General features: G+C 72.5%; 12 protein-coding genes. 3 read left to right on the forward strand and 9 right to left on the reverse strand.

The window, feature by feature from the left end:
* Positions 1-17 precede the first annotated feature (17 nt).
* Together RNL97_RS24855 and RNL97_RS24860 are read left to right on the forward strand one after the other, a co-directional pair.
* Positions 18-974, forward strand: coding sequence for a bifunctional riboflavin kinase/FAD synthetase (locus RNL97_RS24855; RefSeq protein ID WP_030588052.1), 957 nt, complete (start codon positions 18-20; stop codon positions 972-974).
* 49 nt (positions 975-1,023) lie between these two features.
* Positions 1,024-2,154 carry an XdhC family protein gene (locus RNL97_RS24860; RefSeq protein WP_030588056.1) on the forward strand — a complete coding sequence of 377 codons (1,131 nt, stop codon included), beginning with the start codon at positions 1,024-1,026 and terminating at the stop codon, positions 2,152-2,154.
* Here the strand turns inward: RNL97_RS24860 and RNL97_RS24865 are convergent, their stop codons facing one another.
* Positions 2,155-3,504 (reverse strand): MFS transporter, encoded by a 1,350-nt coding sequence (locus RNL97_RS24865; RefSeq protein WP_313751209.1) that lies wholly within the window; start codon positions 3,502-3,504, stop codon positions 2,155-2,157.
* Positions 3,501-4,130 carry an ArsR/SmtB family transcription factor gene (locus tag RNL97_RS24870; protein ID WP_030588060.1) on the reverse strand — a complete coding sequence of 210 codons (630 nt, stop codon included), beginning with the start codon at positions 4,128-4,130 and terminating at the stop codon, positions 3,501-3,503. The genes RNL97_RS24865 and RNL97_RS24870 overlap by 4 nt, the downstream gene beginning before the upstream one ends.
* A gap of 173 nt (positions 4,131-4,303) precedes the next feature.
* On the opposite strand from RNL97_RS24870, the gene RNL97_RS24875 reads away from it, so the two are divergent.
* Entirely contained in the window at positions 4,304-4,861 is a 558-nt protein-coding gene (locus RNL97_RS24875; protein WP_030588063.1) for a dihydrofolate reductase family protein, read from the forward strand.
* A gap of 11 nt (positions 4,862-4,872) precedes the next feature.
* Here RNL97_RS24875 and RNL97_RS24880 read toward each other — a convergent pair whose 3' ends face one another.
* The 7 genes from RNL97_RS24880 to RNL97_RS24910 form a co-directional block, all read right to left on the reverse strand.
* A complete protein-coding gene (locus tag RNL97_RS24880; protein WP_313751210.1) occupies positions 4,873-5,910 on the reverse strand; it encodes an ABC transporter ATP-binding protein in 1,038 nt (345 codons plus the stop codon).
* Positions 5,907-7,103 (reverse strand): ABC transporter ATP-binding protein, encoded by a 1,197-nt coding sequence (locus RNL97_RS24885; RefSeq protein ID WP_313751211.1) that lies wholly within the window; start codon positions 7,101-7,103, stop codon positions 5,907-5,909. The genes RNL97_RS24880 and RNL97_RS24885 overlap by 4 nt, the downstream gene beginning before the upstream one ends.
* On the reverse strand, positions 7,100-8,074 hold the full coding sequence (locus RNL97_RS24890) for an ABC transporter permease (protein WP_243315344.1): 975 nt from the start codon (positions 8,072-8,074) through the stop codon (positions 7,100-7,102). Before RNL97_RS24890 ends, RNL97_RS24885 begins: the two co-directional genes overlap by 4 nt.
* Positions 8,071-9,162, reverse strand: coding sequence for an ABC transporter permease (locus RNL97_RS24895; protein ID WP_030588074.1), 1,092 nt, complete (start codon positions 9,160-9,162; stop codon positions 8,071-8,073). Before RNL97_RS24895 ends, RNL97_RS24890 begins: the two co-directional genes overlap by 4 nt.
* 3 nt (positions 9,163-9,165) lie before the next feature.
* Positions 9,166-11,043, reverse strand: a complete 1,878-nt coding sequence (locus RNL97_RS24900; RefSeq protein WP_030588076.1) for an ABC transporter substrate-binding protein — start codon at positions 11,041-11,043, stop codon at positions 9,166-9,168.
* A 218-nt stretch (positions 11,044-11,261) separates the two neighbouring features.
* Entirely contained in the window at positions 11,262-14,207 is a 2,946-nt protein-coding gene (locus RNL97_RS24905; protein ID WP_313751212.1) for an SCO5717 family growth-regulating ATPase, read from the reverse strand.
* Positions 14,208-14,566: 359 nt separating this feature from the next.
* Positions 14,567-14,800 (reverse strand): DUF397 domain-containing protein, encoded by a 234-nt coding sequence (locus RNL97_RS24910; protein WP_010061864.1) that lies wholly within the window; start codon positions 14,798-14,800, stop codon positions 14,567-14,569.
* Positions 14,801-14,814 lie beyond the last annotated feature (14 nt).

Below are 14,814 nucleotides of genomic sequence, written 5' to 3' on the forward strand. Positions count from 1 at the left end.
GGCGAGGAGCGGTCACAGTGCAGCGCTGGCGTGGCTTGGAGGACATCCCCCAGGACTGGGGACGCAGCGTCGTCACCATCGGCTCCTACGACGGCGTGCACCGCGGACACCAGCTGATCATCGGCCGCGCCGTCGAGCGCGCCCGTGAGCTGGGCATCCCCTCGGTCGTCGTCACCTTCGACCCGCACCCCAGCGAGGTCGTCCGCCCCGGCAGCCACCCGCCGCTGCTCGCCCCCCACCACCGCCGCGCGGAACTGATGGCGGAGCTGGGCGTGGACGCGGTGCTGATCCTGCCGTTCACCGCCGAGTTCTCGAAGCTCTCGCCCGCCGACTTCACCGCGAAGGTCCTCGTCGACCGCCTCCACGCCAAGGCCGTGATCGAGGGCCCCAACTTCCGCTTCGGCCACAAGGCCGCGGGGAACGTCGCGCTGCTGACCGAGCTGGGCGCCACCTACGACTACACCGTCGAGGTCATCGACCTGTACGTCACCGGCGAGGCGGGCGGCGGACAGCCGTTCTCCTCCACGCTCACCCGCCGCCTGATCGCCGAGGGCGACGTCGCCGGGGCCGCCGAGATCCTCGGCCGCCCGCACCGGGTAGAGGGCATCGTGGTGCGCGGCGCGCAGCGCGGCCGCGAGCTGGGCTTCCCGACGGCCAACGTCGAGACCCTGCCGCACACCGCGATCCCCGCCGACGGCGTCTACGCCGGCTGGCTGGAGGTGAACGGCGAGTCGATGCCCGCCGCGATCTCGGTCGGCACGAATCCGCAGTTCGGCGCCACCGAGCGCACGGTGGAGGCGTACGCCATCGACCGGGTCGACCTGGACCTGTACGGGCTGCACGTGGCCGTCGACTTCCTCGCGTACGTACGCGGCATGCTGAAGTTCGACTCGATCGACGAGCTGCTGGTGGCGATGGCCGCAGACGTCAAGCGCTCCAGCGAGCTGACCGCCGCGTACGACCGCACCCACTGACGTACGCCGGGGGCGTGCGTCCCGCCCCGGGACGACGGATGCTGACAGGGTGCGCGACATCCTGCCCGACCTCCGTGCCCGGTGCGCCGACGGCGTCCCCCTCGCCCTGGCGACCGTCGTCGCCGTGCACGGCAGCGCGCCCCGCGACCCGGGCGCGGTCCTGGCCGTCGACGAAGCGGGCACGGTGGTCGGCAGCGTCTCCGGAGGCTGCGTGGAGGGCGATCTGTACGAGGTCGCCCGCGAGGTGCTGGCCGGGGCGGGGCCGCGCGTGGTGTCGTACGGGATCAGCGACGACGAGGCGTTCGGCGTCGGGCTGACGTGCGGCGGCACGATCGAAGTGCTCGTGCGCGCGTACGCGACCGGCGCCGAGCGTTCCGAACTCGCCGCCGTGCTGGATCTGATCGCCGCGGACCGGCCGGTGGCCGAGGCCACGGTCCTGTCCGGCGCGGCGGAGACCGGGGCCCGCCTGGTGATCCGCCCCTCCGACGCCGGGCCCACCACCGGCACGCTCGGCGACGAGGGGCTCGACGCGGCCGTCACCGACGACGCCCGCGGCCTGCTGGCCCAGGGCCACACCGCGATCCAGTGGTACGGGGCGCACGGCCGGCGCCGGATGCAGGAGGTGGCCGTCTTCGTCCGGACGTACGCCCCGCCGCCCCGCATGCTCGTCTTCGGCGCGATCGACCACGCGGCGGCCACCGCCCGCATCGGCTCGTTCCTCGGCTACCGGGTCACCGTCTGCGACGCCCGCCCCGCCTTCGCCACCCGCGAGCGCTTCCCCACGGCGGACGCGGTGGTGTGCGCCTGGCCGCACGACTACCTGGAGTCCACCGAGACCGACGCCCGCACGGTGATCTGCGTGCTCACCCACGACCCCAAGTTCGACGTCCCCCTGCTTCTCGCGGCCCTGCGCACGCCCGCCGCGTACATCGGGGTGATGGGCAGCCGCCGTACCCACGACGACCGACTGGCCCGACTGCGCGCGGCCGGGGCGGACGAGGCGGCGCTCGCCCGCCTCGCCTCGCCCGTGGGCCTCGACCTCGGAGCCCGTACGCCGGAGGAGACGGCGGTGTCCATCGCGGCCGAGATCATCCAGCACCGCTGGGGCGGGACGGGCCGGCCGCTCGGTGAGCTGACGGGAGCGATCCACCACCACGGCGGGCCGGCCGCGGCGCGGTGATCAGGGCACCGTCTTCGCACCGTCCCGATGCGCACGGTCCTCAGCCGCCTCCCGCGGTACGACGTCCTCGCGGGACCGGTCCATGGCCCGCCACTCCGGACGCAGTCCGGCCAGGGTCGTGGTGAGGAAGTACGCGGCCCCGCAGACGAGCAGCACCGGCGTCAGACCGGCGGCCGTCACCGCCGCCCCGGCGAGCAACCCGCCGAGCGGGATGCCGGACCAGGCCAGCGAGTCGCCGAGGGCGTTGACCCGGCCCAGCATCCGGCGCGGCACCCGTTCGATGAAGACGGCGCCCAGCACGGGGTTGATGAACCCGGCCCCGAAGCCGCTGACGGCGAAGACGGCGAGCACCACGCCCAGGGGGGCGTCCACCGCGAGGACCAGGAACCTCGGGGCCCCGGCCAGCAGGAACCCGAGGAGGAACACCGCTCTGCGGGGCAGCCGGTGGGCGGCCATCGCGGCGATGAGGCTCCCGCCGGCCGCGGCGGCCCCCATCACCGTACTGACCAGGCCGATCGCCGCCGGGCCGTTCCCGGACTCCCCGGCCCAGACGGGGATCATCAGGGTGCTCAGCGCCGCGTCCAGCAGGTTGGTGATCCCGACCACGACGATGACGGCGAGCAGCAACGGATCGCCGCGCAGGAAGGTGAAGCCCTCGCCGAACCGCCGCCAGTAGCCCGCCTCCTCCGCGCCGTCCGCGTCGTCCGTCGCGGACGGGTCCACGGCCGGTCGTCCCGTCCCGCGCGGCAGCGCGACGGCGACGATCACCGAACCGAGGACGAAGCAGCCCGCGTTGACGACCAGACCTGTCATGGGGCCGAGCAGCGCCACCAGGGCGCCGCCCGCCGCCGGGCCGACGGTGGAGGCGAGCCGCTCGATCACGCCGGACAGGCCCATGGCCCGCTCCAGGGGTGTTCCGGCGCGCTCGGCGGCCTCCGGGACCATGACCTCTTTTGCCAGGTCGCCCGGACCGCGAGCGGCCCCGATCACCGCGACCAGGCCCAGCAGGAGGGGGAAGGAGAGCAGGTCCAGGGTGTGCAGCAGGGGGATCGCCGCGGCGGCGGCCGCGCTCGCCAGGTCCATGGTCCAGGAGACGGTCCGTGGGCCCGTGCGGTCCACCAGCGGACCGGACAACGCCTTGAACAGGACGTACGGCGCCATCTCACAGAAGGCGACCAGCCCGGTTCGGGTGGCGCTGCCCGTGGTGACGAGGACGAACCAGGGCAGGGCGATCAGGGAGATCCGTGTGCCGGTCACGGACGCGGCGATGGCCGCCAGCACTCCGGCCAGCGGACGTAAGGACCGTTTGGCGGGTATGACGCCGGTGCCGCCCGGGGCCCCGGCGCTCACGGTGCCTCCGCTTCCGGGGCGGGGGCGTCCAGCTCGGGCAGGAAGTGGGTGATGATGCCGACCCGCTCCGCGCCCGCCGGAGCGGTCGCCGCGTTCTCCGGGGTGTCCCGCCGGTAGCGGCCGATGACGCCCCACAACTCCTGGGAGAGCGCGGTCGTTTCCTCGGGCGTGAGCCGCAGAACCCAGTCGCTCAGGTCGAACCTCTCCCGCCAGACGCGGGGCATCGTCTGCAGCCCGTTCAGCGCCTGCTGGGTGCGCAGGGCGTAGATGGAGGCGACGGACTGCTGGTAGGCGAGGGCGGCCTCGGGTTCCCGCTCGGCCAGTTCGGGGTCGTTGAACCAGGTCGTCCGGTGCACCGAACGCCACCAGCGCTCGCGGGCGTTGCCGCGTTCCGTGTCCTCGTCGACGAAGCCGGCCGCGCCGAGTTGCCGCAGGTGGTAGCTGGCCGTCCCGGAGTTCACCCCCAGCCGCTCCGCGAGACGGGTGGCCGTGGACGGGCCGTACTTCCGCAGCAGCCCGACCAGTTGCACACGGACCGGATGCGCCAGGGCGCGCAGCCCCTTGGCGTCCAGGACGACCTCATCCGGTGACGGGCCGTCGGAAGGGAGCGGCGTGTTGTCTGTCATGCGGCAGACTCTAGACCGCAAAGAGTTCTTCGCAAAGGCATCTTCGCGAAGAACTCTTTGCGGTTTGTCTCGGGGGTCGTACCGGCGCATGCCCACCGATGAATTCCGCGGTGCGCGATGGTCATCATGTGCGGGACCACCGGAACGCGTGCGTTCGTACCGAAGGAGACGCCGTGGCCAGACTCATCTACTCCATGATCACCTCGCTCGACGGCTACGCCGAGGCGACGGAGGGCGGCCTCGGCACCGGAGCCGAGGACCCGGAGGTGCACACCTTCGTCAACGACCTCTTCCGGCCGGTCGGCACCTACCTCTACGGGCGGCGGATGTACGAGACGATGGTCTACTGGGAGACCGCGCACACCGAGCCCGACCAGCCGCCGCACATCCTGCAGTACGCCCGCGACTGGCAGGCCGCGGAGAAGGTCGTGTACTCCACGACGCTCGACTCGGTGTCCAGCGCGAAGACCCGGATCGAGCGGTCCTTCGACCCGGACGCGGTGCGCCGGCTCAAGGCCGAGGCGGAGGCCGACCTCACCGTCGACGGCCCGAACCTCGCGGCCCAGGCGATCGCGGCCGGCCTGGTGGACGAGTACCACCTCTTCATCACCACGAGCGTGGTCGGCGGCGGCAAGCGGTTCTTCCCCGACGGCGTGCGCCTCGACCTCGAACTGGTCGAGGAGCGCGCCTTCTCCGGTGGGCTGATCTACGCCCGCTACCGGACCCCCTGAGGCCACCGGCCTCAGATCGTCGGTTTGTCGGCGGGCGCGTCCCCGCTCCCCCCGGCACACGCCGCCGCCCAGTGGCACGCCACCTGGGCGTCCCCGCCCCCGTTCAGCACCGGCAGATCCACCGTGCGGCAGGCCTCCGCCACCCCCGCCCGCTCCGCCTCACCCGAGGCCAGGACCTGGCAGCGGACGTGGAACCGGCAGCCGGAAGGCACCTTCGAGGGGTCCGGCGGCTCCCCGGCCAGCACCACCGGTTCGCCCTCCGCCTCCGGGAGGACGGACAGCAGGGCCCGGGTGTACGGGTGCTGAGGGGCCGTGAGCAGTTGCTCGACGGGGCCCGTCTCGACGATCCGGCCCAGATACATCACCGCCACCCGGTCCGCGATGTTCCAGGCGAGCCCCAGGTCATGGGTGACGACCAGCGCCGAGAGCCCCAGCTCGTCCCGCAGGCGCAGCAGGAGCGCCAGGATCTCGCCCCGTACCGATGCGTCCAGCGAGGCCACCGGCTCGTCGGCCACGATCAGCTCCGGCTCCAGCACCAGCGCCCCGGCGATCACGACGCGCTGGCGCTGACCGCCCGACAGCTCGTGCGGGAAGCGCAGGAAGAACCGCTCCGGCGGCCGCAGGCCGGCCCGGGAGAGGGCATCCGAGACGGCCGCCCGCTCGTCCCCCGCGTACCCGTGGATGCGCAGCCCCTCCGCCACCGCGTCGTACACCGTGTGCCGGGGGTTGAGGGAGCCGCTCGGGTCCTGGAGGACCAGCTGCACGCGCTTTCGGTACGCCTTCAGCGCCCGGCCCGTGTAGTCGAGCGGGGCGCCGCCGAAGGTGACCCGGCCCGAGGTGGGCGGGACCAGGCCCAGCAGGGACCGGGCGAGCGTCGTCTTGCCGCAGCCGGACTCGCCGACCAGCGCGACGATCTCACCGGGCCGGATGTCGAGGTCGACGCCGTCGACGGCCCGGGCGGTGGCGGCCCCGCTCCGGCCCGGGAACGCGACCTTCAGCTCCTCGGCGCTGAGGAGGGGCGCAGTGCTGACGAGGGGCGTGGTGCTCAAGAGGTGCTCCTTGTTTCTCCGGGCCGTGCGCCGTCCGCGTGCGTGCCGTCCGCGTCGGGCCGTGCGCCGTCCGCGTGCGTGCCGTCCGCGTCGGGCCGTGCGCCGTCCGCGTGCGTGCCGTCCGCGTCGGGCCGTGCGCCGTCCGCGTGCGCGCCGTCCGAGCCCACCAGGACGCAGGCCGCCCGGCGCTCCGCCCCTGCCTCCCGCAGCTCCTGGTCCTCGGTGCCGCAGATGTCCAGCGCCACCGGGCACCGTGGGTGGAACGTACAGCCGCCCGGCAGCGCGGCCGGGTCCGGCGGGTCGCCCGGCAGCCCGCGCGGGGCGTGCCGCGAGGACGGGTCCCCGATTTTCGGGAACGCGGCGGAGAGGGCCTTGCCGTACGGGTGGCGGGCGTCCGTGTACACCTGCCGCGCCGGGCCCTCCTCCACGACCCGGCCCGCGTACATCACCGAGAGCCGGTCGCAGGTGTCGGCGAGCACCGCGAGGTCGTGGCTGATCATGATCAGGCCGACGTTCTGATCGGACACCAGCTGCTCGATCAGGCGCAGGATCTGCGCCTGGATCATCACGTCCAGCGCGGTCGTCGGTTCGTCCGCCACGATCAGCCGCGGATCGCAGGCCAGTGCCATCGCGATCATCACGCGCTGGCGCTGCCCGCCGGACAGCTCGTGCGGATACGCCTGCGCGCGGGCGGCGGGCAGGCCCACCTGTTCCAGCAGTTCGCCGGCGCGCCTGCGGGCGGCGGCCGGGGTGGCCTTGCTGTGCAGCAGGATCGGTTCGGCGATCTGGTCCCCGACCCGGTGGACGGCGTTCAGCGAGTGCATCGCGCCCTGGAAGACGATCGACGCGCCAGCCCAGCGGACCGCCCGCAGCCGCCCCCACTTCATGGTGAGGACGTCCTCGCCGTCGAGCAGGATCTCCCCGGTGAGCTTCGCCGTCGCGGGCAGGAGGCGGAGCAGGGCCAGGGCCAGGGTGGACTTCCCGCAGCCGGACTCACCGGCGATGCCGAGCTTCTGCCCGGCCTCGACCCGCAGGTCGACCCCCCGTACGGCGGGGACGGCGTCGGCCCCGCCGCCGTACGTGACGGTCAGATTCCGCACCTCCAGGAGCGGGGGATCGCCGACCGGCTCCGACAGACCGGGTGAGCCGGACGGGTCCGGGTTCGGCGTGGTGGTCGTGGTGGTGGCGGTCAACGGGACACCCCCAGCTTGGGGTTGAGCACGGACTCGATGGCGCGGCCGCACAGCGTGAAGGCGAGGGCGACCACGGCGATGGCGAGTCCGGGCGGCGCGAGGTACCACCAGTTGCCGGAGCTGACCGCGCCGGCCTCACGGGCGTCCTGGAGCAGACCGCCCCAGGAGACGATCGTGGGATCGCTGAGCCCGAGGAAGGCGAGGGTCGCCTCGGTGAGGATGGCGGTGGAGATCACGAGCGTGGTCTGCGCCAGCACCAGCGGCATCACATTGGGCAGGACGTGACGCGACATGATGTGCCCGTGACCGCCGCCGAGCGCCCGCGAGCGTTCGATGTACGGGCGGGACTCGACGGACAGCGTCTGGGCGCGGACCAGACGGGCGGTCGTCGGCCAGGTCGTCACGCCGATCGCCAGGATCGTCGTCCAGATCGACCGGGAGAGGACCGTGGCCAGGGCGATGGCCAGAACGAGGGTCGGCATCACCAGGAACCAGTCCGTCACCCGCATGATGACGGTGGCGTACCAGCCCTTGAAGTGTCCCGCGGTGATCCCGATCAGGGTGCCGATCGCCACCGACAGGAAGGCGGCGAGCAGCCCGACCGTCAGCGACACCCGTGTGCCCCACAGCATCAGGGCCAGCAGGCTGCGCCCGAACTGGTCGGTCCCGAGCGGGAATTCACCGCTCGGCTCCTCCAGCGGGCCGCCCGGGGCGTTCGTCACGCTCTGCGAGTCGGCCCCGACCAGCAGCGGGGCGGTCAGCGCCAGCAGAGCGATCACCGCGAGCACGGCGAGCCCGACGAGACCGGCGCGGTGCGTGCGGTACTGCCGCCAGAAGCGGGCCACCGCCTGCCGCCGCCGGGCCCGGGTCAGGGCGCGGGGGCTCTGTGCCCGTGCATCCCCGGGGGGCCGGGAGGGCTTGCGGGCGTCCGGCTCCTGCGGTTCGGAAGGCTTCCGCATCGACGTCGTCATCGGCCCACCCGAGGATCGAGCAGCGGATAGATCACATCGGCCAGCGTGTTCATCAGGATCACGGCGGCGGCGAACACGAAGAACAGCGCCTGCACCAACGGCAGGTCGGGCACGCTCAGCGCCTGGTAGAAGAGGCCGCCGAGGCCCGGCCAGGAGAACACCGTCTCCACCAGGATCGCCCCCGCCACCGTCGTACCGAGGTTCACGAAGAGCAGGGTGACGGTGGGCAGCATCGCGTTCGGCACGGCATGCCTGCGGCGCACGAGGTCGTCGCGCAGCCCCTTGGCGCGGGCCGTCGTCAGATAGTCGCTGCCCATCTCGTCCAGCAGCGAGGAGCGCATCACCAGCAGGGTGCGCGCGTACTCCACGGCGACCAGCGTGACGACGGGCAGCACCAGGTGGTGGGCGATGTCCAGCACCCGGTCGAAGCCCTCGGTGTCGCCGGACTCCATACCGCCGGTCGGGAACAGGCCGGGGATCGGGCCGATACCCACCGACAGGGTGATGATGAGGAGCAGACCGAGCCAGAACGACGGCACCGAGTACAGCGTCAGCGCGAACGCCGTGTTGGCCCGGTCCCCGGCACTGCCGTTGCGCCACGCGGAGCGCGCGCCCAGCCAGATGCCGAGCAGCGTGTAGATGACGAAGGCGGTGCCGGTCAGCAGGAGAGTGGCGGGCAGCGCCTCGGCGATCTTGTCGACGACCGGGGCGCGGAACTGGTACGACGTACCGAAGTCGCCGGTCAGCGCCTTGCCGCAGTACTGCGTGAACTGCTGCCACAGCGGCAGGTCGAGCCCGAACTCACGGCGCATCGCCGCGATCTGTTCCGTCGACACCTGACGGCCGCCGGTCATCTGCTTGACCGGGTCGCCGGGGATCAGGCGGAAGAGGAAGAAGCTGGTGACGAGGACGGCGAAGAGGGAGACGGCCGCTCCGGCGAGTTTGCCCGCCGCGTAGCGGGCGTAGGCGGCCGTACTGCGGGAGCGTGGGGAGCGGGCCGACGGCCCGGCCGGAGCCGGGCCGCCGGATTCTGTGCTCTCCACGCCCGCCGCGCCCTTCAGCAGGGCGGGAGTGCTTTCTGAGCTCATGGACTATTCACGGTCTTCCGCGGTGGAGCGGCGACGCATGGCGAACAGCAGTCCGCCACCGGCGAGGACGACGACGGCGATCCCGACTCCGATGAGCACCCCGGTGGAGGAGCCACCGGAGTCGGAGGAACCGGACGAGGAGGCCCCGGCGGCCGGGACCGCCGACCACCAGCTCCAGTAACCGTCCTGGCCGTAGATGTTGCCCGCGGCCGACGGCATGGTGGTGATGGACTCGATGTGGTCGGTGCGGTAGGCCTCGACGGCATTCGGGTACGCCATGACGTTCATGTACCCGGTGTCGTACAGCCGCGACTCCAGTTGCTTGACCAGATCCGCCCGCTTGGCGGGGTCGTACTCCGCCAGTTGCTTCTTGTAGAGCTCGTCGTACTGCTTGTCGCAGATGAAGTTGTCGGTCGCGGCCGACTCCTTCGCCTTGGACGGCAGGGCGGCGCAGGTGTGGATGGAGAGGACGAAGTCGGGGTCGGGGTTGACGGACCAGCCGTCGAAGGCGAGGTCGTACTCACCGGCGTACCAGGGGTCGGAGACGTTGTCGAGGCAGTCGACCTTCAGCCCGATGCCCTGCTCGCCCCACCACTCCTGGAGGTACTTGCCGATCGCCTTGTCGTTGGGGTCGGTGGCGTGGCAGAGGATACGGAAGTCCAGCGGCTTGCCGTCCTTGCCGACGCGCTTGCCCGCGCCGTTCTTCTTGTACCCGGCCTCGTCGAGGAGGGAGGCCGCCTTCGCCGGGTCGTAGGCGAGCTTCTGGCCGTCCGCCGGTTTCCAGAAGTAGTCGCCGAAGCGCGGCGGGATGTAGCCCTCGCCCTCCACGGCGTGGCCCCGGAAGACCTTGTCGATGATGGTCTTGCGGTCGACCGCCATGAACAGCGCGTGCCGCACCTTCTGGTCCAGCAGCGCCGGGTGGCCGTCGCCGAACTTCTGCCCGTCCTTGGTCCGCGCCCCGGGGTTGACGGCGAGCGCGAAGAAGCGGCGGCCCGGGGCGTCGTTCACCTTGATGTCCGGGGCCTTCTCCAGCGAGGCGGACTGGGCGGGCGTCAGGCTGGGGCTGCCCGCGACGAAGGAGACCTCGCCCTTGCGCAGGGCGGCCACGGCCGCGTCCTGGTCCTTGTAGTAGCGGAAGACCAGCTCGTCGAACTTGGGCGAACCGCGCCAGAAGTCCTTGTTGGCCTTCAGCTTCACATAGCTGTCGACCTTGTAGTCCGTCAGGATGAACGGACCGTTCCCCACGACGGGGAAGTCCTTGTCGTTGTTGAACTTCGAGAAGTCGCCGACCTTCTCCCAGACGTGCTGGGGGACGATCGGGACGTCGAGCGCGGCCATCGTGGCCTGCGGCTCCTTGAGCTTGATGACCAGCTTGTCCTTGCTGGGGGCGGTCACCTTCTCGAAGTTGCCGACGAAGTTGCCGTTGGAGGTCGCGGCGGCCTCGTCGGTCATCATCTTGTTGAACGTCCAGGCCGCGTCCTCGGCGGTGGCCTGTTGCCCGTCGGACCACTTCGAGTCCGAACGGATCGTGTACGTCCACGTCAGCTTGTCCGCAGAGGGCTCCCACGCGGTGGCCAGACCCGGGATCGCCTTGTTGTCCTTGGGGTCGTAGTTGGTGAGGAAGTCGTACATCAACCGGTAGATGCTCGTGCTGACCAGCCGCTGCCCCAGGAACGGGCTGAGGGAGTCGACGCTCTGAGCGACGGCGACCGTGAGCGTCGTCTTCCCGTCGGCGGCGCGGGCCTCCGGAGGTGCCGGCGTGAGCGGATTGCCCGGGACGACGGATCCGGCGGCGAGCGCCAGAGCGGCAGCCCCGGACGCCAGCAGAAGGCGTAGCCGTCGGCGTGGCCGGACGGAGTGGTGGGGAACTCTTGTGACCATGGACGGGGACCTCGCGTCATCACTCGCTGAAGAAGGCGGGCAGATCTCTGGTTCGCCAGTTGGTGAAGCGAAGGTTTATCAGCGGTGGTCGAGCCTCGTCAACGGTGTGTCAAACCGCGTGTGGGCTGCGGGAATGCGGAAGGGCTCGCACCGCGTGAGCGGTGCGAGCCCTCATTGGTCTAAACCACTTCGGCCGTTTCGGCGGCCCTGCCGGCGGCCTACTGCTGCGGTGCCGGCGGCGGCTGCGGAGGCGTCTGCTGCCAGCCGGCCGGGGGCACGGGGCCCTGCAGATCGGGCTGGCCTGCCGGGTTGGCCGGTCCGCCCTGCTGCTCCGGCTGCCCCTGCTGCGGCACACCGGCCCCGGGCGTACCGGGCCCGGCCTGCGGGGGAGGCGACTGCTGCCACCCGTTCTGCGGTCCGCCCGGTGCCGCCTGCGGGGGGTAGGGGGCCTGGGGCGCCCCCGGCTGACCGGCCGTCTGATATCCCCCGTACGGCTGCTGCCCGCCGTAGGGCTGGCCGCTGTAGGGCTGCTGCCCCGGCTGGCCCTGCTGCGGCTGCCCGGGGTGCTGCGGCTGGTGGGGCTGCGGGGCGTACGGCTGGCCGGGGCCGGGCTGCTGGGGCGCGTATGGCTGCTGGCCGGGGATCTGCTGACCCGGGGGCTGCTGGCCCGGCATCGGCTGGCCCTGTGCCGGGAAAGCCTGATGACCGGGCAGGGGCGGGGCGAACTGCGGCGGCGGGTTCTGGCCGTCCGCCGTCCACAGCCCCTGCTGCTGCTGGGCCCGCGCGAAGTCCTCGGCCACCAGCGCCGAGAGGTGGAAGTACGCCTCGCGGGTCTTGGGCCGCATCATGTCGAGGTCGACCTCGGCGCCCGCCGCCAGGTGCTCGTCGAACGGCACGACGACGACGCCGCGGCAGCGCGTCTCGAAGTGCTGCACGATGTCGTCCACCTTGATCATCTTGCCGGTCTCGCGGACCCCGGAGATGACGGTGAGCGAACGCTGCACCAGGTCCGCGTACCCGTGCGCCGACAGCCAGTCCAGCGTCGTGGAGGCGCTGGAGGCGCCGTCGACCGAGGGGGTCGAGATGATGATCAGCTGATCGGCGAGGTCGAGGACCCCGCGCATCGCGCTGTAGAGCAGCCCGGTGCCGGAGTCGGTGAGGATGATCGGGTACTGCTTCCCGAGCACCTCGATCGCGCGCCGGTAGTCCTCGTCGTTGAACGTCGTCGAGACGGCCGGGTCCACGTCGTTGGCGATGATCTCCAGACCGGAGGGCGCCTGCGAGGTGAACCGGCGGATGTCCATGTACGAGTTGAGGTACGGGATCGCCTGGACCAGGTCGCGGATGGTCGCACCGGTCTCGCGGCGCACGCGGCGGCCGAGCGTGCCGGCGTCGGGGTTGGCGTCGATGGCGAGGATCTTGTCCTGCCGCTCGGTGGCCAGCGTCGAACCCAGGGCGGTGGTCGTGGTGGTCTTGCCCACGCCGCCCTTGAGGCTGATGACCGCGATGCGGTAGCAGGAGAGCACCGGCGTACGGATCAGCTCCAGCTTGCGCAGCCGCTCGGCCTCCTCCTTCTTGCCGCCCAGCTTGAACCGGGAGGCGGCCGAGGGGTTACGGCTGCTCTTGGCCTTCTGCTTGCCCCGCACCAGCCGGTCGGAGGAGAGCTCGACGGCCGCAGTGTACCCGAGCGGGGCGCCCGGCACGGACCGCTCGCGCTGGTCGTGCGCGACGGGAGTGGGCCAGGCACCGCCCGTACGCGGGTCGACGGGCTGCTGCTGATGCGGCTGGGCCTGGGGCTGGCCCTGGGCTTGGGGCTGGCCCTGGGCTGGGGGCTGCTGCCCGTACGCGTCCGGCTGCTGCGGGGCGACGGGCGCGGGGAGGTTCGGAGTGCCCTGGGCCGGGAAGGGCGCGTGAGGCTGGGGCTGCTGCGGTGCGTTGGGCGCCTGGCCCGGCTGGCCCTGCTGCTGGGGCTGCTGACCCGGCTGGCCGGTCTGCGGGAAGCCGTAGCCGCCCTGCGGAGGGAAGCCGTAACCGCCCGCGTTCTGGGGGTGGGCCTGCGGCGGCAGCGGCGCGCCCGGGCCGGGGTGGTCGGGCTGACCGGGGAACGGCTGCTGCTGGTGCGGCGGCTGGGGCGTCTGCGGCGGCTGGGCAGCCGGGCCCGCCTGGGGGAAGCCGTAGCCGCCGGGCGCCTGGTTCACCGGGGCGGCACCGGGCCAGCGCGCCGCGGGCTGCGGCGCGGAGGACGCCGGAGCGGCCGGCTGGAAGGCGGGCGGCAGGGGCGGCAGCGCGCCGCCCTGCGCGGGCGGCGACCACGGCACGGGTGCGGGGGCGGCCTGCGGGGTGTCGGCGGCGGGCGGCGGCGCGTCCTGGGGCGCGGCATCCTGCGGCACGACGTCCTGTGGCACGACATCCTGCGCGCCCGCGTCCGTAACGGCGGAGGGGGCGGCGGGCGCGTCAGCGACGGCCGGAGCCGCCTCCGTGCCGGTCCCGGCCGCTTCGCCCTCCCCGGTGTCCGAGGAGCCGGCGTCCGGGGCGGGAGAGACCGACAGTTCGGAGGAGGCACCGGCCGAGGAGGCACCGGACAGGGAAGCGTCCTCGGAGCCCGTGCCGGAGGAAACCGGGGCATCGGCCTCCTCGTCGTTCTTCTGGTCACCCTTCGCGCCGGCGTCCGACCCAGCCGCGGCCTCCGCCTCGCGCTCCGCGATCTCCCGCTTGAGCGCGGCGGGCGAGAACCGCATCGTCGCGCCGCTCTCCACATCGCCACCGCCGAACGGACCGGCATCCGCGCTCTCCGCGGCCGGAGCGGCCGGAGCCGTCGCCTGCGGCGTCTCCGGAGCGGCGGCGGCCGGGGCCCGCTCAGCAGCGGGGACGACCGGCTCGGCGGGCGCGGGCGGAGTCGGCGGTGCGGGCGCCCAGTTGGGCTCGAAGCCCCCGGGTGCCGCCGACAGGTCGGGCGAGGACAGGGGCGCCCCGACCGGCGGCGGAGGGGGCGCCAGATGCGAGCCCGCCCCTCCCGACGAGTCCCCCGCCGCGTTCTGCGTGTACCAGGCGGGAGGGGTGTAGTCGATGGTGAACTCACCCGTCATCTCGGCGGGATCCGCGTCGGACGACTCGTCGACGGGCAGGTCCCATCCGCCGCGGATCTCGTCCCGATCGCCGTTCACTTTGCCTCCTGGTGTGGTCGAGCACCCTTGTGCCGTGGTGGGTGGGGGCGACCGTTCCCGATGTGCCGGTCCGCCCGGCTCTCCCCCTTGCGACGCGCATCACCTGCTCGCAGGTTTCTTCATGCCGCGCCCCACCCACCCTAATCGCCATCCGGTGAACTCAGGCAGGGCGTAGGGCACGGCAAAAACCGCCCCACCGGCCAGGTGTCACAGCCCGGTGGACCCCGTGTGAGGGAAGGGCGGTCGCGAGCCGGGCATTAGCGGCCATACAGGCCCAAGGGGAAGGGCGGAGGCCACTCCGGCAGCCCTCCGTCACCGCGTCCCGCGCCCCGGCGGTGACGAACCGTGAGGGACCGGACCTAGGTGAGGTCGAACTCACCGTCGCGAGCGCCCAGGACGAACGCCGTCCACTCCGCCTCCGTGTACCGCAGGACGGTGTCCGGGTCCAGCGAGGAACGCATGGCGACGCCGCCGCCCGGCAGATGCGCGATCTCGACGCGCTCCTCGGCCTCCTCGGTGCCCGGCGCGCTGAGCCAGGTCACGTCGGAGATGTCGAGAGCGTAGAGCTCGTCTTTTTCCTGCTGGGTGCCCATGACGGCGTCCCTTC

This window comes from Streptomyces parvus (genome assembly GCF_032121415.1).
GTDB lineage: Bacteria > Actinomycetota > Actinomycetes > Streptomycetales > Streptomycetaceae > Streptomyces > Streptomyces globisporus_A.